We start from the raw sequence: 23,857 nt of genomic DNA, 5'->3' as shown, positions 1-23,857 counted from the left end.
TACAAATGCATACGATACAAACTCGAAAGCCACCAACTTTACGTCGGTGGAGTAGCTCTGGTGCCAGGAGGGTAATAGGCCAATGTGCCCGCTAATATAACCACAAAACCACCTTAACACCCATGAGCTACGGATTAAGGCGACACGATTCTACACAGATCAAATTCACATTTCTAGCTAAGCCGCTTACGCAGACAAAGCAAAACAGAGGCACCAAGACTAACAAAAACCGCCAAAACCTAGGGTTTTAGCGGTCTACAGAGACGTTAAGGGTACGTAACTGTCGTACTTTTGGCTTTAAAAGCTGAATAGTCTGTAATATGGTTTAGGGTCTCAAACGCTTCGCTTGGTTGTTTTTTGGCCTGTATTGTCTTGCCCGATACTGGCTTTGACTCGTTTAACGGCGCCTGACTTGAGAGGTGAATAGGGCCATTATCTCCCTGTAATACCGCGCTTTTTTTCGCGCGCTGATGATTCACTGAATACAATAATAAACCTTGTTCGCTGGCCATAAAACGTTGGTACCATTTTGCAAAAGCCTCAGGCTCCAACGACTCGACTGTTTTAATCAGCTTGGCCTTGCGATTAAACTGCGGGTCGTCATTGTTAATGCTCTGCCAGTATTCACTGGTTAGCTGACTTAAGTTTTTAGGCTCCTCACTTAATTGGCTCACAATTGCTAACTGATGCACATGAAATTGCGTTGCGAAGTCGGGGGTATATTCCGCTAAAAAAGCATCAATAGACTCTTTGATTTTTGCTACGCTCGTCTCTGGCGATTGCACTAAAAATACAATACCCGGCATTTGACGCACAGGGTAATAACTGCCAAACACAATGTAACCCAGTTGCTGCTGCGTACGTAATTGATAATAAAATGGCGCACTTAACGTTTGGGCCAGCATGCTCAATTGTGCCTGCTCAAGTAACGAGTTATTAGCGCCTTGCTTATACACCATTAGGGCATTATCTTTGTGATCAGCGCGAATATTAATCGCCTGCATACCTTGAATAGTTACAACTTTAGCCTGCGTTTTAGGCTCAAAGTTACGCCCTTTAACCAAAACTTTCTTCACCTGCTTAGCCATTTTCTCGGCTTGCTTTTGCTCTAAATTACCCGTGGTGAGCAGCGTAACCTCGCTTTGCTTAAAGAGTGCTTTGGTAAAACTAATCAGTTCTTCAGGTGTAATTGTCGTCAATTCTTCGGCTATTTGCTGTGACGGCCAATAAGGGGCGTAAATCGCTGCGGCCAAGTGCCCCATAATTTGACGATAAGGCGTCGCTTTCAGTTGATTGCGATAATGGCGCTCTAGCTGGTTTTTGATGGTTAATACTGCGTCGGTTTCGGTCAGCTTTGCCCGCCCTTTACTGAATAACTTTAAACGTTTAAGGGTGTAATCTAACAACTCATCTAAGCTATCACTGTAACCACTTAAACTAAAGTCTAGCCCTCGCGCTGTCGCACTCACACCAAAATTAGCACCTGCCATCGCCGCTGGATAAGTCACAGGATTTAAATCCGCTCGAACAACATCAGCCAATAGCGCAGCCAGCGCCCCATGGCGCGCGCTTTGCTCAACCCAAGCTGACTTTAAGCGAACACGCATAATAGCTTTAGGGACTTTAAAGTCAGTATTAGACGCATGCCACGCATTAAAACGCGCTTGCTGTATCGTTTGTACAGGCAGTGCATCATGATGCTTAGTGAGCTGTAAACTTTTTGGTACAAAGGTATTCTTTTTAGGTAAAGCGCGCTGTGAGCGTAGCGCTTTAGCCACCTTGTGCGTGGCTGGCTGGTAATGCGATTCTACTTTATAGGGAACTTGATACAAAGGTGTTTGGCTCAGCTCATCACCGGTGTGACGTTTACGTTGCGCATGAGCCGCTGCTTGGGCCGTTGGCTGCACCCCTGCCGCCACTTCGGGCGCGGTGACAATACGCAAAACATTCTCTCGCGCCAAATACCCTCCCAAGTATTTGATCAGTTTCTCATCAAACTCACCCCATCGATAATCCACACTAAATAGCAAGGTACTATCAATCGTATGCATTTTACCGGCTAAATGACTCACCTCTGTCATAACGTCACTGCGCTCTTTAAAGCGGAAATCGATTTCACCTAAATTTTTTAATTCATCAAAGCGCCACTGATCAATACCTTGCTTCAAAACATCATCAATGGTCTCAAAGACCAGCGTGTCGATTTGAGCAATATTTTTTAGGCCTTCAGGTGTTAAGCTCATGCTGATAGCAAAAATATCACCTGTGCGCCAGCCGCCACTAGTACCCGCCGAGAGCCCAGATGCCCAGCCTTGCTGTTGCAGTAACCACAGTAAACTGCCCTCACCTTCGTGCCCTAACAAAAAGCCTAAGTAACTCAGTGGTTTTTTCATCCACGCTGTGTTTTTAGGGAGCGCAAAGCGATAAGTCACCGATCGCACCTCGGTATTTGGCACAATACTGACAGAGGCAGGCAAAAAGTCTTCTGGATAGAGTTGCGCAGACTCAGGCGGGTGAAGCACATCAAAGTCTTTAATTTGACTAAACAGCGGTGTCACCAACGCCTTTAATTGTGCAATAGACTGCCGACCAGACACCACTAAACGCATATTGCTAGCAGCATAATACTGCTGGTAAAAGTCAACCAACGCCTTGCGCAATTCGCCATCTTTATTATGTAGAGAGTCTAAATTGCCGGTTCTAAAGCGCGATAACGGATGGCCTTTAAGCACTAATTGCCTTAACACATCTTCTTGTCGACGATATTCAGTACTGTATTTTGCCCTAAACTCTGAATGCACAGCGTTGCGTTCACGCTCGACATATTCTTCATTAAATAAAGGAGCAATAAAAAACTGCGCAAAGCGATCTAGGCCACCGGCTAGTTGGTCGGCTTTAATATCAAAAAAATAATTCGTGTGTTCAAGGCTAGTAAAGGCATTGTGAGTGCCGCCATGCTGCTGGATAAAGGCTTGATATTCTTTTGCATCAGGGTATTTTTGGGTACCCAAAAACAACATATGCTCTAAAAAATGGGCGAGCCCTGCACGCTCTAAAGGATCTTCTCCGCTACCCACATTAACATCTAGCGCAGCAGAAGCTTTATCGGCATTGGCATCACTGATTAATAAAACCGGTAGGTTATTAGGTAATACAAAATATTCAACCTGACGCGTATCGTTAGGACTTAGCTCTGGCTGTACGGATTGTACAGGGGTATCCAACGAGGGCTTTACGCTCACGTTATCCATCGCACTTTGAGCACTAGCCTCATTTAAAAGCCCAACCAACAATACAAAAAAAGTAGCCGAGCGCCTTATTTTTAGCGCTCCGAGTTTCAGTCGTGTTGCTCTCATAAATTTTGCTATGTGCATTGTCGCCTCAATGTATTGACTAAAGAATCTAAATATTGAACATCGTAGGACATAATCTGCCCTCAGGAGTTCTCAGTGAGAGATACTACACGGGATAAAGTCAGACGTGTAAAGTTGTTAATGTCATACACCAAAATTTACGCGTTTACGGGCTGCTTTTGAGCACACACTGACTATATAGCTCACACACTGACTATATAGCTCACACATTGCCTATATAACTCACACATCGCCTATATAGCTCTTTGTGCTAAAAATATGCGCATCAAAAACATTTAACGACTTATGAAAAAAATGTTTTCAGCGCCAGCGCTTTGGGTGTTACAATTTACGTGAGAGCCGCTGAGGGTGATTCCCTGAGCCGATAAACTTAATCCAGGAGCTCGCTAGCTTATCTTGTGTGCATGTCCGCTTGACGGAAAGCCTAATGGGTATCAGTGTTCTCCCACTTGAACCGTCGGGTTCAAGGCAAGATCCTTCAGTTGCTCTCGTTTTTACAGACGCATTCCTCTCAATATTTCTTAGCCCACTACAGGCTGCCCATGCCTAATGCTTGCGCTACGCGCGCGCTTATCCGCCAACAACGCCAAGCACTTTCTTACGCTCAGCAGCGCCTTGCCGCTCAGCAGCTCTGCATACATATTAGTCGTCACCCGAGCTTTCGCCGAGCCAATTGCATCAGCGCTTATATTGCTTCTGAGGGTGAAATTAGCCTAGCGCCATTGATAAAACTGGCTCACAAGCAAGGGAAAGCCTGTTACTTACCCGTTATTCAAAAAAGGCCTGCCATTGATCGCGCAGAAGCAACAAAGCTGATTATGCGATTTAGCTTATTTATGCCACACAGTAAGCTTGTTACTCGACGATTTGGCCTACTCGAGCCACAAAAAGTACGCCTGATGGCACTGGATAAGATGGATTTGATTTTATGCCCGCTTGTCGCCTTTGATCGACAAGGCCATAGAATTGGCATGGGGGGAGGGTTTTATGATCGCGCACTGAGCCGTATTTGCAGAACGCGTAAAAAACGCATTTGGGGTGTGGGTCATTACCTACAGCAACACCCTATCGTGCCAGCACCTTGGGATATAACACTCGATGGCGTATTCACCGATAACGGCGTCTTAACCGCACAAAAGCATTAATGCTCTTTTGTTCTTATCAGTGGCATCAACTATCAGCGGCATCAACGCCGCGCACTGCCAATAAAGTTTACGTATGCATAAGTGTTTACTGCCTACACAAGCTTCATAGCCGCTATGAAAACCACGATAAATTATATCTATATCAGTGATTTAGGAATTAGAAGCAAGGTAAAACTATTTATGCGTCACTGTAAAGCCACGTTGGTGTGGTGCAGGCGGAGCCTCAGGCTCATCAAATACACTCGACAAGCCTAAGCTGCTGAGTAATAAGCCCAGCACAAAAATAGTGATTGCAACGGTTAACACATCTACACGCATAGTGAATACAAGCCAGATAAATATACACTTAATAAAACAAGAAGCGCTTTTGATCGCTAGCCACAACAAAGACAAGCATAAAAGCGGATCTACTTTAACTCACTTATTGTGCACTTAATAGTCTCTCGTGGCACAAAAAATATCTAAATCGTTAAAGGCCATTTTATATGATACCGCGCCACACTTTAGATAACCCCATCATAAATAACTAAACTAAATCATTAACTTCATCCCATTTTTAACAACCTTTGATTGATAACGCCGTTAAAACGTCAATTTACCAACACGGCAATTCAGCTATTTTGACGCTAAAAGATACGCCAAATACCCAAGGTTATACACATTGTCTATTTACTTTAAGGTCGCACTAAAAAAGTCAACCACTTCTACTGCCTTGTCATGCTGATGCATAAATAAAAGCATAAATCACTGATTTATATGGCATTATCAATGTAGGTTGTTTTTTAAGCAATACGCTGAGAGCATTGGTATTACGGGGGTTTCACGCCGATAGGTGCATGCTATCCACCATGTTATCCACAGGTTTTGTGGAAAGTAGCCACATTAGTGTCACCTATTTGTCACAATGCGTTAGGAGTCAAGCGAAAAAAAACGTCATTTTTATACCGCATGACGCTTACCACTATTGACTTAGTTCAAGTCAATATAACTATCTCATGAAGTCAGTGTTTTTTTACCCCAATTGGGTGCTTGAGACCTTCATTAACCTTTTACAACAATCACTGCCCGTGAAACATCAATATTTAACACAGTCTTTATTTGAGAGGCCGCTGCGTTTACTGTAGAGTTAAGCGCCAAAGAGCATGACAAAATCGCTCACCCCTTCAGATCAATACGCGAAGATGGACATATTTTGACACTCGAGATAAACCCATGCATTGGTGCTTTCAATACTTCAAGCAAACTTTTAAGGACACACTGTGACGCATACTATGAGGAGACATACTTTGATGACGTACATAATGATATACCATTGGATAGGAAATAAAGGTCACGCTGTTGTGTACTGCGCTCCTTTACATCACTTACGTTTATTACACGCTGTACTGGCCATAACGCTGTGTTTTACCAGCTTCATTTGTTTTGCCAGTAGCGATAAAAACACGCTCTTTCGCGAGGCAAAATTAGCCTTAGCTGCCGCCAACTCAGCCAATGCCAATATTCTTGCGCCAAAAGGTTATAGCGAAGGCTCAAAATACTTTCAACGCGCCGAGGTACTATTTGCCAAGCAAAGAGCACTCAGTAAAATACAAAAAGAGCTCGCCAACGCACAAGTAGCGCTCAATCAAGCGTCTAAACATGCCGAATTGGCCCAGCTCACGCTTACTGCACCACTCAAAGCACGCAGTGACGCCAAAAGCGTGGATGCGCAGCGCTTGGCCGGTGATATATGGCGAGAAGCCGAAAAAGCATTATTAGAGGCGGCCACACGCCTAGAAGGCGGTAATTTAAAACGCGCCAAGCGCTTATCAAGCGATGCCGAACAGCACTATCGCACCGCCGAGCTCACTGCGATTAAGGCCAGTTATTTACAGGATGCTCGCCAGTTAATTAACAAGGCCAATGACGAAAAAGTCTATCGTTACACCCCAAAAACACTGCAAAAAGCCGAAGAGCTTCTTGCCCTAGCGGAAAAAGAACTGACCGAAAACCGCTACGACATTGATTACCCTCGCACTCTTGCCAAACAAGCGCGCTATGAAGCAAAGCATGCCTTAGCGCTGAGTGAATTAGTCAAAGCACTCGATCGCAGTACAATCACCCCCGAAGAATTTTTACTCAAGCTAGAGGCGCCCTTAATCAGTATTTCTAATGCACTCGATATGATCGCTAGCTTTGATGAAGGTTTTGACACAGTCGCGGATGATTTAGTCTCTAATATCGAAAGCTTACGCGCTGATGCTTATGAATTAGGTGAGCGGCGTAAAGAGCTTGCAAGACTAGAAAATGAAATGGCCAGTTTAGAGCAGCGTATGGGCATACAATCTCAACGCGTAGCCGAGCAAGAAGCGCAAAAAGAAAGCCTCAGAAAGCTCAACGATTTATTCAACCGCGACGAAGCCAGTGTCTTAACCGAAGGGCGCAATATTTTAATTAGAGCCGTAGGCTTAACCTTTAGCCCCGGCAGCGCTCAAATTAACAGCCAAAACTTTGCACTGCTGCAAAAGCTCAAAACCGCTATTGCCCTCTACCCTCGCTACACCCTACTTATTGAAGGCCACACAGACTCGTTTGGCAGCAATAGCGCCAACCTCAATTTATCGTTTGCGCGGGCCGAATCGGTCAAAGCCTACTTGCGTGCAAATATTGATAGCGCAAAAACGATAGAAGCCATTGGCTACGGTGAAACCCACCCTATTGCCAACAACGAAACCCAAGAAGGTCGCACACGCAATCGCCGTATTGATTTTGTTTTGCGTCCACCACTGTAATATTAATACTTGCTCTGCTCTCACCACCCACCAGTAAAGGAGGGCAGCGGCACGCTACATAACAGGCAGCGCGCTAATATCTAAAGCCTTCGCGGCCTCGTCGATTTTGTCATGCTCAGTGCCCTCGCGTATAAAGGGCACTACCCCTAGGCAAGGCGCAGGGAGCAAAGATTTCAATGTATTAATATTATCTTCTAAGTGCGGCATATCGCTATCGAGTACATTGGCCACCCAACCCGCCAGAGGTAAGCCATCGCGTAACACCGCCTCAGCGGTGAGCAGCGCATGGTTCAAGCACCCCAAGCGCATACCCACAACCAAAACCACAGGGCTATTTAAGTTTTTAGCCAAATCACTTAAGCGCTCACGCTCATTTAATGGTACACGCCAGCCTCCGGCGCCTTCAATGATGCACACGTCTGATTTTTGCATCAGCACACCTCGGCAAACCCCCTCGATACGCGTTACTTGCAAACGGCGCCCTTCAAGCGCGGCAGCAATATGTGGCGCACAAGCTTCAAGCAAGGCAATCGGGTTGACTTGGCTATAAGGCAATGCCGTGGTGGCGCACGCTTGCAGCAAAAGCGCATCACGATTGGTTAAGCCTTGCTCGGTAGGTTCACAACCGGCAGCCACCGGCTTTAAAGCACAGGTTGTTTTACCGGCTAACGCCAGCGCCTTTAATAATGCGCAAGCAATAAGGGTTTTACCGGCATCGGTATCGGTGCCCGTAATAAACAAAGGTTTTGCCATGGGTTTCTCACAAATAAGAGGAGCGATACTGCATTACTCATATTGCTCAACAATACTATCTTGCTAAGCCCATCCATCTTGCTAAGCTCACTCATTGGCCTCAGTAGAGTCCTGATGGGTGCAGAGAGATTAACAGTGCATAATAATATCTAAAATTCATTATAAGCCGTGATCAAAATACGCTAACCAGGCTTATATAAGACTAAATAAAAAACATCGTAGCTAGCCACAATAGGCGCTTTTTGACCTTCTTTTATTGGGTAGTTTTGCTCTAACTGCTGTAAGCGCGCGCGCGTCATCAAGCCCGCCGGCGCGTTCGTATGACTATTGTGCGCACCAATCGCCTTAAGCTCTTTGAGTAAAGGCATTAAGCTTGGGTAATCACACACCGCGGTTTGCTGAGTTAAGGTTGTCGCAAAGCCCGCATCTAAGCACGCTTGCTCTAACAACGCGCGGCTAGTAAACGCGTTCACATGCACGCATTCATCAACAGCCTGCCAAGCGGTTTTAAGCTCAGCCAGTGTTCCAGGCCCCAGCGTGGCAATAACGGCCCATCCGCCGGGCTTGAGTACACGATAAAGCTCATGCATTAATACCGCAGGCATTTCACACCACTGTATTGCCAAGCTGCTCATAATGCCATCAATACTCTGGCTGGCAATAGGGAGGCTTTCGGCATCGGCCGCAATATAACGCACCGCCTCACAGCGGCTACGCGAGCGAGCAAAGCGCAACATGCCCTGCGCGATATCAACCGCTAAGACATGTGCTGGCTGCCAATCGTTAAACACCCCTTGCGTTAAAGCACCCGTGCCGCAGCCAATATCTAAAACCACAGCATCCGTTGCACAAGGCAATTGCTTAAGCACTTGTTTGGCCACTGTTTTTTGTACTCGGGCAAACGCATCATAACGGCTTGCAGCCACACTAAAGGCCTCGGCAACTTTGCGTTTATTGAGCGCTTGCTGCTGATGTGTTTTGATAAAAATAGTAATCGCGCGCGCTATTTTTTGAGGCGCCTCTAAGGGTAAGCAATGGCTACTGTGCGCAAGGGTAAGTGCTTCGCCAAATTGCCCTAGCGGTGTTTGTGCAGGTACCAGCGCATCATGTTGCGCCAATACGTGCAATTGCGGCGGTTTTAAGTGCTTAAGAATATCGCGCGTATCTTGCTGTAACCATTCTAGGGTATGGCACCAAAGCGTATGCTGATGCGAACCCAATAAGGGTGCACTTGGTAGTAAAGCGCGTTGCGCGGCTCGGAGTTCGCGCACATTTTGGCCGCCAGTCGCCTGTAGCGTTACAAATCGCTTCAGTGTCAATGCCGGTTGTGTCGCAAAGTGCTGCTGAAACTGTATAAAATCGGCTTCTGGCATAGCGCTGGGCCAATCGCTTTGTGCCACAAAGCAAGGGTTACTGGCGATGGTTACCAACCCCGCAATGCTCAACCCTTGGGCTGCAAGTTGCTGGGCGAGCAATGCCGCCACCTGCCCACCCAAAGACCACCCCACTAAATAGGTTTGGTGTATCGGAACATTCAGCGCTTTAAGCTCAGTCACTAAATGTGCAACAAAATCATCACACGAGGGCACACTGGCGCACTCATCACCAAAGCCGGGTAAATCGACCGTGAACACGCCCATATTCACATGGTTGACCAGCGCCGACCAGACTTGTGCATTGGCCGCCCAACCATGAATACAAACCAGTATCGGCTCACCTTTTTTGGCCGTTTGTAACCTGCGCGTACTATTCATCGTTATGGCTCGCAGGAGGGGTCATCGTTTGGACTAACGCATGATCAAGCGCAGCAATCAGCGCCTCTATTTGACTGGCACTATGACTGGCGCTTAACGTAATACGCAAACGCGCTGTTCCTTTAGGTACGGTCGGCGGGCGTATCGCTCCCACCCAAAAACCCGCATCCATCAACGATTGCGCTACAGACATTGTTGTTTTTTCACAGCCTAAAATAATCGGCTGAATCGCTGTTTGTGAGGGCAGTAACGTCACCTGCTGCCAATGCGCGCTGTGCTGGCAATGCGCGGCAATCCGAGTCGTAAAAATCGCAATATTACTGTTAAGTGCCGCCCTTAACGTTTTACTGTGCGCAATAAGCTGTAGGCTTTGCAAGTTTGCTGCCGCAACAGCAGGTGGCAATGCCGTGGTATAAATATACGGCCGCGCAAACTGTATCAGCGTTTCAATCAGCGCCTCGCTACCCGCAATAAAAGCGCCAAAGCCGCCCACTGCTTTGCCAAGCGTTCCCATATACACAGGAACATCGCGCTCGGTTAAGCCTGCCGCTTGCACACTGCCTGCACCTTGATCGCCCAGACAACCAAAGCCATGGGCGTCATCAACCACAAAAACAGCATGATACTTTTGGCATAGTGCAGCAATAGAGCCTAAAGGCGCGCAATTGCCATCCATGCTAAAAACGCCATCACTGACCACCAATGAATGCGGTGGCGCCTTTTGCAGCAGCTGCTCTAAGTGCGCTAAATCGCAATGGCGATAGCGGATAAACTGCTTAACGCCGTTTTTAGCCGCCGCCAGCTGACACGCATCAATAATGGATGCGTGGTTAAGCTTATCGCATAAAATATGCTGCGTTTTACCCGCTAGCGCCGTAATAAGGCCGACGTTAGCCATATAGCCGGTCGACAATAACAAGGCTCGAGCACGACCGGTCATTTGAGCCAGTGCTTGCTCGAGTGTATGATGGTAATGACTGTGACCACTGACTAAATGCGAGGCACCACTGCCTACACCAAATTCATGCAATGCTTGACCCGCAGCAGCTTTGACTTTGGGATGCACACTTAAACCGAGATAGTCATTACTACAAAAATTAACCACCGGCATCGTATGATCCACTAACTGCTGCCCCAAAGATGTCTGATGGGCAATCGTGTTGCGCTGGCGATACCAGTTAGCGGCCTTTTGCTGCGCCAGCCGGCTTTGCAGGTGTTGTTCAAAATTCACGCTTTCACTGCTCACAAGGGCAATTAACTCACTTCAAAAAAAGCCGCGTTAGCTGGCGTATTCTGTGTTTTTGGCTCAAAAGTTTGCACGGCAGGCGTAACTTTTTGATCGGCGCTTTTATTATCAACAAAAGCTTCTGGTTCTATGCCTAAGCGAGTAAATAACTGTCGATCAGAGTGCGCTTCGGGGTTGGCTGTGGTTAAGAGTTTTTCGCCATAAAAAATAGAGTTAGCACCAGCAAAAAAGGCCAGCGCTTGCATTTGATCGTTCATGGTTTCACGCCCCGCCGATAAACGTACATGTGAAGCGGCCATCATGATGCGCGCCACAGCAATGGTACGAATAAACTCAAAAGGGTCTAAATCCTCTTCGTTCTCTAACGGCGTACCCGCGACCTTCACCAACATGTTAATAGGGACTGACTCCGGATGATCTTCTAAATTGGCGAGCTCAACTAATAAACCCGCGCGATCTTTTTGCTCTTCGCCCATACCCACAATGCCGCCGCAGCATACTTTCATGCCCGCCTCTCGCACATTGGCTAAGGTGTTAAGGCGGTCTTGATAGTTACGAGTCGTAATAATACAGCCGTAATATTCTGGCGAGGTATCGAGATTGTGATTGTAATAATCTAGGCCTGCATCGGCGAGCTGCTTGGCTTGATTCTTATCAATCATGCCGAGTGTCATACAAGTTTCTAAGCCTAGCGATTTCACCTCTTTAACCATGTCGGTGACGATATCCATATCGCGACCGTTGGGTGAACGCCACGCTGCGCCCATGCAAAAGCGTGTGGCGCCTTTTGCCTTGGCTTGCTTTGCTTCATCGACCACTTTTTGCACAGCCATCAGCTTTTCACGCTCGAGCCCCGTGTTATAGCGTGAGGCTTGCGGACAGTAGGCGCAATCTTCAGGGCAGGAGCCCGTTTTAATTGAACAAAGCGTACTAACCTGAACTTGGTTGGGGTTAAAAAAGCGGCGATGGATAGTGTGCGCTTGAAAGATTAGATCGTTAAATGGCAAATTAAACAAAGCAACCACTTCTTCGCGGTTCCAGTCGTGGCGGAGTAAATGAGCAGTCTCTGACATGGGTAAAGTCTCAAAAAGATCAAACAAATGGAGCTACTAAATTAGTACCAAACAATAAATATCGCAGACAACAAATATCGCAGACAACAAGTATCAAAGTAGTACTAAGCACGCATGAACGGCTTACTGAGATAGCAAAGCCACCTCAAGCATCCGAAATAATGCTGCCATAGTAATTGGCTTGCAGACGCTGTCAACTTTTGAGAAGGATTTAAGTTTACTAATTATGCTGCACTCCACACTTAAGCCCCTCATCACCCCCTTATTGGACTCATTAGTCGATAATACGCTTCACAGCCTAGCGCTTATGCCACGGTGCTATCTGTGTGGCACGGCCTGTCAACGATATTGGGCGCTGTGTAATAACTGCCACCAAGCATTACCCGTCATCCCAAAAGGTTGCCCTATCTGTGCAATAGCACTCGACAACAACGCAAGCTGCGGGGATTGCCTCAAAAACCCTAAGCCCTATATTGCCAGCTATTGCTCACTCAGCTATCAAAACCCTGTAAGTTACTTAATTCATGCTTTTAAGCATCAAAATGCATGGGCTATTGGTCAGCATTTATGCCAACACTGGCTTCATCATAACAACGCAACAATTGAGCGGGTTCAACACCAAACCAATACTCTGATTGTTCCTGTCCCCAGCCACAAGAAGCCTATTATGTCACGGGGCTACACGCCAGCGAGTTATATTGCACAGTACTTAGCCCGCACGACTCGTTTACCCTACGCCTACTTGTTGCGCAGCCACCTACACACGGCACAAAAAAGCCTCAATCGCGCCGAGCGTCTACGTAATTTAACCGGTATGTTTTTTACCGCCGACCACAGTAGCAAAAACTCATTATGCGAAGGGCAGCATGTTGTTTTAGTCGACGATGTTATTACCAGCTGCGCAACGGCTATCGCGGCCAGTCAAACCCTACTGCAGGCCGGCGCTCGCAGTGTTGAAGTGTGGGCCATTGCACGTACACCGATGCATTAACACATTATTGCAATGATGCAGTTGAGCAGTTGAGCAGTTGAGCAGTTGAGCAGTTGAGCAGTTGAGCAGTTGAGCAGTATTTGGTAGCGCTAAAAACACTCACCTAGTAGAGTACTAGTCGATTATTTTGCGGGAATTCAGATGGCTTATGGGACTTGGTTAATCCTTAATGAGCTACCCAGTTCGCTATCTCTGAATCATTACTTTGCTGATAAATATGCGCTTTGAGGTACGCACTTGGAAACAGCCTTATCACCTAAAAGAGTGGATACATTAAAGGTTGCTTTTCAAGTAGTTCAATCACAACCAAAACGTTGACGACAGCTAAATCATTCGCGCGCCACATGCTCTCACCCATGCTATAAATGAGCTGATAATTTATATTCGACGTGATAGCCTTGCCGCTTATGCCTGAATAAAAGCGAAAGACTCCCTTTATAAACTCAAAAAAAGTACTGAATGTTTTAGATTGTGTACCTTTCATAGGCAAAGCCGTAGTTATTTATGCAATCAAATACTCAAACCAAAGACACCCTTTTGAGTGCACCGCCGATAACAGCCTCGACAATTTAACTCTATGCCAATAATATCAACCACACTTGTATTTATGCTCGGAGCAAGTCACTTACTCGGCATGGTTATGAGCGGGCAAGAGGCTATCACCCTGTTTCCTTTTAGCCCACCTATGAGTCTTAGCAGTAGTATTGCTTTTATTGCGCTATCGACAGCGCTTGGGTTTAAAAAAAACAACCATATAAATTTGAGTCACTTATGTATTTGGTTAACATTAGCCAGTATTCCTATTAGTTTTTTACTGCATAGCGTAGGCCCATCGCCTTACTTTACGATTTTGCCTAGCGCAGCCATTTTAAATAGTTTGTGCCTTGCACTGATATGCTTTTTAACACTGAATAACCGAACACTCACTCGTACCCATATCCACTTATACGATAGTGCACTCACGCTCTACACCCTGATTCCACTTCTAACATTATTTAGCTATATTTTTGACCCTAGTGCAATGTATAACAATTATGCCAAATGGGTATTACCCGTGCCCACTGCGCTGGGGTACCTTTTACTATTTTACGCGCTTGTCAGCCAAACATACGGCAAGGGTGCAGCAGGCTTAATCACTAGCAAAAGTCACTATGCCAAGAACTTCCAACGATTATTTACTTTGGTACTGGTTATCCCGCTCAGCATTGGCTCGGGCTTGGCTTTAGCGGTAGATTTTGGCTATTTACGGGCCGGTTTTGGCGCGGCTATATTCTGTTTGCTCTCGACCTTAATTATTGCTGCCGTACTGGCTAACAATGCCATCGTACAATCAACTTGGCTTAAAAAACTTCTGCGCGAGCAACAAAGAAATGATGATTTACAACAACATATCGGCGAAGTGTTAGAGCTTTCACCCGATGCTATTTTATTGCTCAACAATAGACTGGATGTCTTACATGCAAACAAAGGGGCCGCACGTTTATTTGGCTGGGAGCAAAGCGCTTTACAACACAGTAACTTTGGCACCCTTGTGCCTAGTGAGCACTACCTGCGCTTTGAGCGTTTATTTCAGCGTTTTTTTCGTTCATCGCGTTTATCACTTACGCGTAACCGCCCGATTAACGTCACCATTACTAATCGCTTAGGCGATAAAATACCCGTATCGCTTAATTTAAGTAAACGTCAGGCAAAAGGCGCTTCGCATTTAGTTGCCGTGCTACGCAATAATAGTGACAACGCCAACATCATATCCAACCTACAACAACAAATTAAAATTGATGAGCTCACAGGAGCCGGCAGTCGTGTAGCATTTAATGAATACTGCCAAAAAGTCACACGCACTCAACGCAAAATAGAAGATTTAATTGCCGTATTAATTATCGACATTGATAATTTTAAAAGTATTAATGACACCTATGGACATCCGACAGGTGATAGAGTGCTGCAAACCTTTAGCTACACAACACAACACTGCCTGCGTACAACAGATAAGTTATTCCGTATTGGTGGTGAAGAGTTTGCTGTCATTGCAACACATATTAATGCCGAACAAGCACAATTACTCGCCGACCGTATACGGACTATTATAAAAGCCAAACCTATGGTTGCAGGCCATAACAAACTGTATGCTACGTGCAGTATTGGCGTATGCTTATGCCGACCGCGCAACATTCAACGTGCTATAACCGATGCTGACAAAGCACTTTACCAAGCCAAGCAAGAGGGTAAAGATCGCATCATAATTATCGATACTCAAAATGACCGACATCAATAATAACCTCACTGATAAGCCAGCACACTGGTATGTTTACCTTGTGCGCTGCCACGATAACTCTCTATATTGCGGCGTTACTACCGATGTAAAACGCCGTGTGCTAGAGCATAATTATTGTAATAAAAAAGCCGCAAAATATACCCGTGCACGCAGGCCGGTACACCTTGTACATTACGTATTGTGCAATAGTAAAGTAGCCGCCTACAAACAGGAGTACGCACTTAAACGCTTGAGTAAAAAAGAAAAAGAGCGCTTAATCACATATTAAAGTGGCATCTCATACATTAAGCCACAACCTAATCATTTAACAAATAATTGAGAATATTATGGGGCGAATACATTTTATTGGTGGTGAAAAAGGCGGTGTTGGTAAATCACTCACCTCACGACTATTGGCGCAGTATATTATTGATAGTAAAAAAACTTTTATTGGCTTTGATACAGACCGCTCACACAACACTTTTTCACGCTTTTATAGTGACTTTACTCGCCCTATTTTTGTCGATGATTACGACAGCTTAGACAATATTATTACGGCTGCCGAGCAAAATCCCAGCGCTAATATTATTGTAGATCTTGCGGCACAAACAGCCCGCCATTTACATAAATGGGTCGAAGACAGTGATGTTTTTGGGATTTTTGATAGCCTAGGCTTTGATGTTTTTATGTGGCATGTCATGGATGACGGCGCCGACTCTGCTCGCCTGCTCCATACGCTACTCAATACCTTAACCCAAAGTAGCTTACAGTTAGTAGTGGTTAAAAATTTAGGTCGTGGCGAACACTTTGAATGCTTTGAAGAATCTGCCATTTGTGAAAACGCGATAAAACTCGGGGCTCACATCATTGAATTGCCTGCACTGCATGCGCGACTCACCCAAAAAGTTGACTTTAATAACAGTAGCTTTTGGGCGGCTGCAAACAATATCAACATTATGACACTTACCGAACGCCACCGCGTAAAAGTCTGGCTTAAGACGATTTATCAAGCGCTCGATAGCGTACTCAACCATAATACTGATATTGCAAGCAGCACGGTATTTACAACCGAATAAATAAGGCTAGCCCAATATTTGAGGCTCCCTTTCAAGGGTAATCCCAAAGCGTTGCCGTATGGTACTGGTAATAAAATCACTGGCATCTAATACGGCATTTAAAGGCTTCTTGTTAGGATTGGTTAATACCAAAGCTTGCCTGTCATGTACTTTTAAACCTTCGATATCAGCACCTTTTAGCTCCGCTTTATCAATCAGCCAAGCGGCGGGAATTTTAATAGTACCGTCAGGTTGTAAATAATGCGGAACTTCGCAAGCCCATTTATCACGAGCCAAAGCGCTTAACTGCTCAAACGTACGAGCATCAATAATGGGGTTTTTAAAAAAGCTACCACTATTGGGTATTTGTTGAGGATTCGGCAGCTTGCTGTTGCGCTGTTTACACACCTCTTCAAATATTAACTGTGCGCTCACAGGCTTTGACTTAAAGTGATCAGCTAAAGGCTTGTAGTGGATTATAGGGCAAGCCTGTGTACTCAGGCGAAGAGTGATTTGCGTAATCACCGCTCGGCCTTTGAGTGTCCGTTTAAAAATGCTGTCTCGATAAGCTAGCTCACATTGCGCCGCACTAAAAGTATGGTAGAGGCCCGTATTGCAATCTAACCACTTAACTGTATCCAGTACATCTGCCAACTCAACCCCATACGCACCAATATTTTGGATAGGCGCTGCGCCTACACACCCTGGAATTAGCGCTAAGTTTTCTAGTCCAAAATAGCCATTGGCTAAGCTCCAAATGACTAATTTATGCCAATTTTCACCGGCATTGACAGTCACTAAAACCTCATGAGCGCCAGCCTTTCCTACCTCGCTTTTTACCTCAATGCCCTTTAAGGCAGGTACCAATACCAGACCGTGAATATAAGGCGGACACAACACATTACTGCCGCCACCTAAAATATGGAGGGCCAAATGATGCTGTTGGGCCGTCTTAATGGCGCTTTCAAGCTCAGTCTCGTTATTGGCAGCAATAAAATGCTCCGCGCGACACGGCATGCCCATCGTATTTAAATGACTAATATCAAACTGGTGTTTAAAGTGAGAAAGCAACATACAATTATTACATTAGTTCAAAGACTGCGTATTGACTCATCACGCTACTGATCACGATTTTTTATCCATCAGAAACGCCAGTAAGCCCTCACTGGCATCTTCGACTAAATCTAATACACGCTCAAAACCCTCTTCACCACCATGGTAAGGGTCGGGAACTTCAGTTTCACGGTCTTTGGCAAAATCTAAAAACAACCCCAAATGTCCCGTAAAATGGCTTGGGCATAGTTCACGTAAGTCTTCTAAGTTGCTATTGTCCATGGCCAAAATCACATCAAACTCATCAAAGTCTTGTACTATAACTTGGCGGGCACGTAAATGATTTAATGCGTAACCGCGCTTATGCGCTGCTTGTATACTGCGGCTATCAGGTGCTTTACCGGAGTGCCAATTTGCGGTACCCGCAGAATCAACCACAATACGCTGCCCTAAAGCACGCCGCGCAATTAACTGCTCAAAAACACCGTGCGCAGTTGGTGAGCGACAAATATTGCCCAAACACACAAATAAGACTTTTTGTGATTTCATCATAACCTCTTTACTATGGCAGGAGTGGAACTAGGGACTGGAATGGAACTAAGCGCTGTAATGGAACTAAGGGCTAAAATGGAATTAAGCCTTTGCGCAAATGACATTAAACCCCAAAATGATATTAAGCCCCAAGTAGTGCCTTTACGCGCTCAACATCTTCTTGTGTATCGACACCGGCTGGTACTTCCCGGCAAGCTTTCGCTACATGAATACGCTGCCCATTCGCCAAAATACGTAGCTGCTCTAGCTTTTCCATGACTTCAAGCTGCGCCATAGGCCACTCAATAAATTGGTGCAGTAAACCCACACGATACCCATAAATACCAATATGGCGCATAGCACCGCTGACAATAGCACTGGGCGGCTTCACCTCTCCCAAAAGGCTGTATGAATCGCGCACCCAAGGCATAGGCGCACGCGAGAAATACAAGGCTAATCCATTGTTATCGACCACCACTTTCACCGCGTTAGGGTCAAATAACTGCTGAGTATCATGAATAGGCCAGCTTAATGTTGAGGCGCTTGCTGACTTATTTGCGGCTAAATTATTCGCAACTTGGTTGATCACTGCAGGCGGTATTAACGGCTCATCCCCTTGAACATTCACTATAATTTGATCTGATGACCACTGATGTATAGCGGCCACTTCTTGCAAACGGTCGGTACCGGAATCATGGTCGTTACGGGTCATACATACATTACCGCCAAAAGCCTTAACCGCGGCTTCAATGCGCTGATCATCGGTAGCAACGAGTACTTGGCTAGCCTCACTTTGACACGCAGCACGGTATACGTGCTCAATCATAGGCAAACCGGCAAATGTCATTAAGGGTTTACCTTCTAGACGTGTTGACGCATAACGCGCCGGAATAACAACGATGAAACTCATAAAATTCTCACTTTTGAGGCGTAACAATGACCGGCTTGGTAGATTCAAACATCTCACAATGCTGAATGATACGATGCAATAAATCTTGCGGCAAATCGGCTTCAACACTGAGGTACCACCAATTTTCTTCAGCAAAGTGCTGGCACTTAATGGCATCTTTTGCAGTCATAACAACGGGCAAACCATTGGCGAGGGCAAAGTCTTGCGCACTAAAAGCATGGTGGTCAGGGAAGCTCTGCGGTTTGAAAAAAACCTCTAAGCGTTGTAGAGTCTTAAAAAAACGTGCAGGATTACCAATGCCGGCCACCGCTAACACACGCTGCTTAGTGCCTGTTTCGCCTCGCCAAGGCAATGCCGTTAATGCTTGGCATAAACCCGTTTTTACATTCACCCAGCCAGCGGGTTTTAAAGAGAAAGCGTTGTTGCTCGATGCTAACTCGCTCTGCTCAGAGCTGTTATTTAGTACATAATCCACTGAGTTTAAGCGCTCAGGTAGCTCACGCAAAGGGCCGACAGGCAAGCACCAACCGTTGCCCGTACCGCGGTTAGCATCTTGTACAACCAACTCAAAACTACGCCCCATTTTATAATGCTGCAGGCCATCATCAGCCAATATCACATTACAGCCGGCATATTCAGCCGCTTTTACTGCCGCCACACGATCAGTGGCGATCCACACAGGGCAATCGCTTTTTTGAGCAATTAATACAGGCTCATCACCGTAAGTATGTGCATCTGCGCCAAAAGGCAGCGCATGAACTAGGCCATCAGTAGTCATACTCGCACCATAACCGCGTGAGACAATGCCCGGCATAAAGCCGGCGTCTTTTAAGGCTTTAGCTAGCGCAATAATGACCGGCGTTTTACCGGTACCCCCAACTGCAATATTACCCACAACGATCACAGGACAAGCAGCCTTGTAAGCCTTGTGTTGCTGGTACTTTTTACGTAGCCGACTCACGCCTAAAAATACACCGCTCAATGGCGCTAAAGCATAGAGCCATGTGGGTTTGCTATACCATTGACGTTCGACCGAGTGTTGAATTTTTTGCAATCTACTCACTGTATAAAACCTAACGTGGATTCGTTGTTGACAGAATGCTGGGCCCAAAAAAATACGCCACATAAAGTGGCGTATTAGCGGTTATTTTTAGGTGCTCATAGCCGACAATTGGTCCAATTACTCCCCTTCGGGTCTTTTGGTTGTCATTGTGATATTCACAAAACCTACGCGCCCTGCAACATCCATAGCGGTGACAACAGCCTGATAGCTCACATTGGCATCGGCGGTAATCACAAAAGGAACTTTATCTTTTTGCAAACCGGTACCAACGGCTTCGAGTCCCGCCATCAAAGTATTTAATTTTGAATTCACCAAGGGTTTACCATTAATTGAGTAACCACCTTGCGCATCAATGAGCACCTCAATTTTGTCGACAAGTTCAGGTAGAGGTTCGCCCTCAGCTTGAGGGAGGTCGAGCTTTAGGTGAGTTTCTTTGGTAAAAGTCGTCGATACCATAAAAAAGATCAGTAACAAAAACACCACATCAATCAGCGGTGTTAAGTTGATCTCTTCTTGATGATTGGTTTGCCTTCTAAATTGCATAGCGGCCTCGCTTAAGCTTGCTTTAAGTCTACGCGACGGTCGTTATGTAATACGTCCACGAGTTTGACGGCATCTTGCTCCATCGCAACCACTAAAGCATCGAGACGGCGCAAAAAGAAGCGATGACTAATCATCGCAGGGATTGCCACACCCAAGCCTGCTGCCGTAGTCAATAATGCTTGTGATATGCCGCCGGCTAAAACGCCAGCATTACCCGTGCCTTCTAGCATAATCGCAGCAAACACCTTAATCATGCCAAGCACTGTACCTAATAAACCCAGTAAAGGGGTCACAGCAGCAATAGTGCCTAAAATAGCTAGGTAGCGCTCCAATTCATGGACTACTTGGCTTGCGGCCTCTTGAATACTGTCTTTCATCACATCGCGTCCATGGCGTGAATTAGATAAACCTGCAGCCAGGATGCGGCCTAACGGCGAAGAAGAGCGCAGCTCTTTGAGCTCATCGGCACTCATTTTGTTTTTTTGGATTTTAGCCCAGACGTCACCCAGCTGGTTACGTGGTGCGATTTTTTTGGGGCTAAGCGTCCAAAAACGCTCTACAGAAATAGCAATTACAGCAACAGAACACAATGCAAGCGGGAACATTAGCCAGCCGCCGGCAGCAAAGATATTTTCCACCAGACACTCCTAAGGGGTCATTATTATTGGTCGCGTATCATACCCGATTTTTTTACTCGGGTTACTACCGAATACGTTTACTATCAAATAACTCTTATTTACCTCTCAATAATAATTAAACAAGGTCAATAAGCGCTGATTAATGCCATATTTTAGGATTCACTAAACGCTCGGCTTGCACTGTCATTTGACCTTCAGTGTTAACGATAAAGCTCACCGCGCCATGCTCTGCGGTATTCCATACCTTAGCATCCAGCGCCTGATAACGCGCAATAACATCGGCATGCGGATGACCATAACGGCTTTTAAAGCCCGCACTCACTACAATATGGCGCGGTTTTAACGCACGTAAAAAAGCACTGCTCGAAGAGGTTTTACTACCGTGATGCGGTGCAATCAAGACGTCGACCGATGGTAATATTTGTTGCCTAAGCAGTGCCTGCTCTACAGTTTTATCAATATCACCGGGCAGCAAAAAGACCCACCCAGCATACTCAATCAGCAGAACACACGAACGATTATTACTTGAAACAGGCTTAACCTCCGCTATAACTCCCTGAGGGTGATTGCGCTGAGGCCACAATACCGTGTAGCGCGCATCACCCCATTGCCAGTGCTGCCCGGCATAGCAAGGCTTGGCCTGCTGGGGTAAACCATTAAAGTGCTCACCGCTCCAAAGCGCGACAGGATCAAAATACTGTAATAAGGGTGCTAAGCCACCTTTGTGATCGGCATCGCCATGACTCACCATGATAGCCATGCGGTTAATCGCATTGCGCCTCAAGTAAGGCGCAATAATCTGTGCGCCAGCATTAAAGCGCTCACCGAATGCCGCGCCAGTATCAAATATTAAGGCCGGTGCACGCGGCGTGTTCGTGACTACCGCTAAGCCTTGCCCTACATCTAAAACGGTCATTTTAAAGTGCTTAGGCTTGTGCTCGCCACCAAAGAGCAATAGCGCCAATATCGCTAAGGTGCCAACAGGCAAAGCGTTACTGCGTGGCAACACAATAAAGACACAGCTAATGAAGAGCAAGGCCAATCCAACCACAGCCCACAACCCCTCAAAAGCAAAACTTGGCCAGAGTAAACCGGCGGGCCAATGTGCCAACTGAGTCAGTCCCCACCAAAACCCATCAAATGCGCCTCCAAGTAGTCGTAGTAAAGGCTCACCAAGAGGCGTAAAACTGACGGGGATCCACAGTAACAAACCAGGTACAAATACGAGTGCCACCAAAGGTACAGCAATCATATTCGCTATCGGCGACAACCCGCTCGCCGGAAAACCCAATAACCATAAAGGTAAACACATGGCCAGTGAGAGTAATCCCTGCATCGCTATCCCAAGGCCCACTCGTTGGCGCCACAGCGCAAACTTTTGTCTGCTTGGGCTCAGTTCATCATAAGCGGCACTGCGCGCATATAAATAACCATTAAATTTGAGCAGCAATAACGTGACTGCCGCAAACGATAGCCAAAACCCAGCTTGCAGCCAAGCAAAGGGCTCACTCCAAGCCACCAGCAATAAGGCTAAAGACAATAAATGGCTAGGGGCAAATCGCACCCCCAAACTCCAAGCAATATTAAGCAATACCACCGCTATTAGTGCTCGGCGTGTAGGCACGGCAAAGCCTGCCAGTAAGGCATAACCTGCAGCAAAGCTTATGGCCATCAGCGCGGGCAACAACCGGTACCCCCATACGCTCGCCTTGCTATAACAGTAACGGCTTATACTCCACAACCCTAAGCGGTGTATAAACAAGCCGATGGCAAAGCCAATAGCGGCTACCAAGCCCACATGCAAACCCGAAATAGCCATTAAATGCACCGTCCCTGTTGCCTGTAATACTTGCCAGTCATCCGTATTGAGTTCATCACGAGAACCCAGCAATAACGCCTTAAAAAAGCGCATGCTATGCATAACAGGCCCTTCGCTAGGCAAAGCACTTAACTGTGCAGATAGGTGTTGGCGCAATCGCATGAGTACGCTTAGCGGCTGGGTCGCCACCCATCGCGTTGTTGGGTCGGTGCTCAAGTAGCCTGTTGCGCTATACCCTTGCGCCAATAGCCAAGCAGCGTAATCAAAACCTCCTGGATTAGACAACCCGCGAGGTCGGCGCAAAGTGACTTCGGCTTGCCACCGCTGCCCCACAACCAAGCGCGGCGGCAATGATGCTGTTGAATGGTACCAACTAAGACGCACTTTTTTACCGGCAAAGCGATAGCCCGACATGGTTGACGCCACAGGCTCGCCCCCGAGTAATACGGCCTCAAATTGCTGATAACGTGAGCTCTGGGCCCCCATATGTGTGATAACAAACTGCACAGGGATACGTTGCTTATCGAGCGTATGAGGTAAAACATTCGCCATAAGTGCTTGTAATTGCCACACTCCCACAGCCGCTGCAACGCTAAAAATAGCACTGTATAGCAGCGCAGTTTTTATGCATCGATGCATACGACCCCGATGCGCCAAAGCAACCGCGAGCCCCAAACACCCTGCTAATATGCCCCAAAAGCTCGGCAATGCCGAATAGAGTACGACATGACCTAAACCGCCAGCTGCGGCGAGCACCTTTAACAAAAAAACACCTCAAACACCCAAAAGCTCTTAAACATCCAGCACTCCCTGTTTTATTTGTTGAGTCATGACTCCAATTGCCGCTAGGCGGTTACTCCCTTTAGCGGCATAATGACGCACCT

Annotated in this window: 19 protein-coding genes and 1 other RNA gene; 7 read left to right on the top strand and 13 right to left on the bottom strand. The window is 46.4% G+C overall.

The window, feature by feature from the left end:
• Positions 1-266 precede the first annotated feature (266 nt).
• Complete coding sequence (locus AC438_RS11805) at positions 267-3,356, bottom strand: insulinase family protein (RefSeq protein WP_162230733.1); 3,090 nt, start codon at positions 3,354-3,356, stop codon at positions 267-269.
• 351 nt (positions 3,357-3,707) lie between these two features.
• Here AC438_RS11805 and ssrS point away from each other — a divergent pair.
• Both ssrS and AC438_RS11800 read left to right on the top strand, forming a co-directional pair.
• Positions 3,708-3,866: non-coding RNA, 6S RNA (gene ssrS, locus AC438_RS16620), on the top strand.
• A 50-nt stretch (positions 3,867-3,916) separates the two neighbouring features.
• The gene (locus tag AC438_RS11800) at positions 3,917-4,519 is read left to right on the top strand and encodes a 5-formyltetrahydrofolate cyclo-ligase (protein WP_053981465.1); all 603 of its coding nucleotides are present in this window, start codon (positions 3,917-3,919) and stop codon (positions 4,517-4,519) included.
• A 174-nt stretch (positions 4,520-4,693) separates the two neighbouring features.
• Here the strand turns inward: AC438_RS11800 and AC438_RS16835 are convergent, their stop codons facing one another.
• A complete protein-coding gene (locus AC438_RS16835) occupies positions 4,694-4,837 on the bottom strand; it encodes a hypothetical protein (protein ID WP_156312583.1) in 144 nt (47 codons plus the stop codon).
• A gap of 971 nt (positions 4,838-5,808) precedes the next feature.
• Here AC438_RS16835 and AC438_RS11795 point away from each other — a divergent pair.
• Positions 5,809-7,290 carry an OmpA family protein gene (locus tag AC438_RS11795; protein ID WP_162230732.1) on the top strand — a complete coding sequence of 494 codons (1,482 nt, stop codon included), beginning with the start codon at positions 5,809-5,811 and terminating at the stop codon, positions 7,288-7,290.
• A 54-nt stretch (positions 7,291-7,344) separates the two neighbouring features.
• Here AC438_RS11795 and bioD read toward each other — a convergent pair whose 3' ends face one another.
• From bioD to bioB, 4 genes are all read right to left on the bottom strand, one after another.
• Positions 7,345-8,043 (bottom strand): dethiobiotin synthase, encoded by a 699-nt coding sequence (gene bioD / locus AC438_RS11790; protein ID WP_053981463.1) that lies wholly within the window; start codon positions 8,041-8,043, stop codon positions 7,345-7,347.
• 182 nt (positions 8,044-8,225) lie between these two features.
• A complete protein-coding gene (bioC, locus tag AC438_RS11785) occupies positions 8,226-9,797 on the bottom strand; it encodes a malonyl-ACP O-methyltransferase BioC (protein WP_053981462.1) in 1,572 nt (523 codons plus the stop codon).
• Positions 9,790-11,028 (bottom strand): 8-amino-7-oxononanoate synthase, encoded by a 1,239-nt coding sequence (gene bioF / locus AC438_RS11780; protein ID WP_053981461.1) that lies wholly within the window; start codon positions 11,026-11,028, stop codon positions 9,790-9,792. The genes bioC and bioF overlap by 8 nt, the downstream gene beginning before the upstream one ends.
• A 23-nt stretch (positions 11,029-11,051) precedes the next feature.
• Positions 11,052-12,116, bottom strand: a complete 1,065-nt coding sequence (gene bioB, locus AC438_RS11775) for a biotin synthase BioB (RefSeq protein WP_053981460.1) — start codon at positions 12,114-12,116, stop codon at positions 11,052-11,054.
• 226 nt (positions 12,117-12,342) lie between these two features.
• Here bioB and AC438_RS11770 point away from each other — a divergent pair, with 226 nt between their 5' ends.
• The 4 genes from AC438_RS11770 (at position 12,343) to AC438_RS11750 (ending at position 16,437) form a co-directional block, all read left to right on the top strand.
• A complete protein-coding gene (locus tag AC438_RS11770) occupies positions 12,343-13,107 on the top strand; it encodes a ComF family protein (RefSeq protein ID WP_053981459.1) in 765 nt (254 codons plus the stop codon).
• A 640-nt stretch (positions 13,108-13,747) separates the two neighbouring features.
• Positions 13,748-15,382 (top strand): GGDEF domain-containing protein, encoded by a 1,635-nt coding sequence (locus AC438_RS11760; protein ID WP_162230731.1) that lies wholly within the window; start codon positions 13,748-13,750, stop codon positions 15,380-15,382.
• A complete protein-coding gene (locus tag AC438_RS11755; RefSeq protein ID WP_053981456.1) occupies positions 15,366-15,650 on the top strand; it encodes a GIY-YIG nuclease family protein in 285 nt (94 codons plus the stop codon). The genes AC438_RS11760 and AC438_RS11755 overlap by 17 nt, the downstream gene beginning before the upstream one ends.
• Before the next feature lie 58 nt (positions 15,651-15,708).
• Positions 15,709-16,437, top strand: a complete 729-nt coding sequence (locus AC438_RS11750) for a P-loop NTPase family protein (RefSeq protein WP_053981455.1) — start codon at positions 15,709-15,711, stop codon at positions 16,435-16,437.
• A gap of 6 nt (positions 16,438-16,443) precedes the next feature.
• Here the strand turns inward: AC438_RS11750 and murB are convergent, their stop codons facing one another.
• The 7 genes from murB to AC438_RS11715 form a co-directional block, all read right to left on the bottom strand.
• Positions 16,444-17,490: a UDP-N-acetylmuramate dehydrogenase gene (murB, locus tag AC438_RS11745; RefSeq protein ID WP_053981454.1), complete on the bottom strand. Its 1,047-nt coding sequence runs from the start codon at positions 17,488-17,490 to the stop codon at positions 16,444-16,446.
• A 51-nt stretch (positions 17,491-17,541) separates the two neighbouring features.
• On the bottom strand, positions 17,542-18,018 hold the full coding sequence (locus AC438_RS11740) for a low molecular weight protein-tyrosine-phosphatase (protein WP_053981453.1): 477 nt from the start codon (positions 18,016-18,018) through the stop codon (positions 17,542-17,544).
• Between the two features lie 124 nt (positions 18,019-18,142).
• Positions 18,143-18,910, bottom strand: a complete 768-nt coding sequence (kdsB, locus tag AC438_RS11735; protein ID WP_053981468.1) for a 3-deoxy-manno-octulosonate cytidylyltransferase — start codon at positions 18,908-18,910, stop codon at positions 18,143-18,145.
• Positions 18,911-18,917: 7 nt separating this feature from the next.
• Positions 18,918-19,973, bottom strand: coding sequence for a tetraacyldisaccharide 4'-kinase (gene lpxK, locus AC438_RS11730; protein ID WP_053981452.1), 1,056 nt, complete (start codon positions 19,971-19,973; stop codon positions 18,918-18,920).
• A gap of 117 nt (positions 19,974-20,090) precedes the next feature.
• Positions 20,091-20,516 (bottom strand): ExbD/TolR family protein, encoded by a 426-nt coding sequence (locus tag AC438_RS11725; protein WP_053981451.1) that lies wholly within the window; start codon positions 20,514-20,516, stop codon positions 20,091-20,093.
• 11 nt (positions 20,517-20,527) lie between these two features.
• Positions 20,528-21,121 (bottom strand): MotA/TolQ/ExbB proton channel family protein, encoded by a 594-nt coding sequence (locus tag AC438_RS11720; protein ID WP_053981467.1) that lies wholly within the window; start codon positions 21,119-21,121, stop codon positions 20,528-20,530.
• 172 nt (positions 21,122-21,293) lie between these two features.
• Positions 21,294-23,729, bottom strand: a complete 2,436-nt coding sequence (locus tag AC438_RS11715) for a DNA internalization-related competence protein ComEC/Rec2 (protein ID WP_238376380.1) — start codon at positions 23,727-23,729, stop codon at positions 21,294-21,296.
• Between the last annotated feature and the right edge of the window lie 128 nt (positions 23,730-23,857).

The organism is Marinagarivorans algicola (assembly GCF_001292705.1).
Lineage (GTDB): Bacteria > Pseudomonadota > Gammaproteobacteria > Pseudomonadales > Cellvibrionaceae > Marinagarivorans > Marinagarivorans algicola.
Note: the sequence above shows the minus strand (reverse complement) of the source record. Positions and strands in the feature narration are given on the sequence as shown.

Coding starts and splice junctions, on each gene's coding strand:
- AC438_RS11805 (WP_162230733.1), bottom strand. CDS start 3,356: ATGAGAGCAACACGACTGAAACTCGGAGCGCTAAAAATAAGGCGCTCG.
- AC438_RS11800 (WP_053981465.1), top strand. CDS start 3,917: ATGCCTAATGCTTGCGCTACGCGCGCGCTTATCCGCCAACAACGCCAA.
- AC438_RS16835 (WP_156312583.1), bottom strand. CDS start 4,837: ATGCGTGTAGATGTGTTAACCGTTGCAATCACTATTTTTGTGCTGGGC.
- AC438_RS11795 (WP_162230732.1), top strand. CDS start 5,809: ATGACGTACATAATGATATACCATTGGATAGGAAATAAAGGTCACGCT.
- bioD (WP_053981463.1), bottom strand. CDS start 8,043: ATGGCAAAACCTTTGTTTATTACGGGCACCGATACCGATGCCGGTAAA.
- bioC (WP_053981462.1), bottom strand. CDS start 9,797: ATGAATAGTACGCGCAGGTTACAAACGGCCAAAAAAGGTGAGCCGATA.
- bioB (WP_053981460.1), bottom strand. CDS start 12,116: ATGTCAGAGACTGCTCATTTACTCCGCCACGACTGGAACCGCGAAGAA.
- AC438_RS11770 (WP_053981459.1), top strand. CDS start 12,343: ATGCTGCACTCCACACTTAAGCCCCTCATCACCCCCTTATTGGACTCA.
- AC438_RS11760 (WP_162230731.1), top strand. CDS start 13,748: ATGAGCGGGCAAGAGGCTATCACCCTGTTTCCTTTTAGCCCACCTATG.
- AC438_RS11755 (WP_053981456.1), top strand. CDS start 15,366: ATGACCGACATCAATAATAACCTCACTGATAAGCCAGCACACTGGTAT.
- AC438_RS11750 (WP_053981455.1), top strand. CDS start 15,709: ATGGGGCGAATACATTTTATTGGTGGTGAAAAAGGCGGTGTTGGTAAA.
- murB (WP_053981454.1), bottom strand. CDS start 17,490: ATGTTGCTTTCTCACTTTAAACACCAGTTTGATATTAGTCATTTAAAT.
- AC438_RS11740 (WP_053981453.1), bottom strand. CDS start 18,018: ATGAAATCACAAAAAGTCTTATTTGTGTGTTTGGGCAATATTTGTCGC.
- kdsB (WP_053981468.1), bottom strand. CDS start 18,910: ATGAGTTTCATCGTTGTTATTCCGGCGCGTTATGCGTCAACACGTCTA.
- AC438_RS11725 (WP_053981451.1), bottom strand. CDS start 20,516: ATGCAATTTAGAAGGCAAACCAATCATCAAGAAGAGATCAACTTAACA.
- AC438_RS11720 (WP_053981467.1), bottom strand. CDS start 21,121: ATGTTCCCGCTTGCATTGTGTTCTGTTGCTGTAATTGCTATTTCTGTA.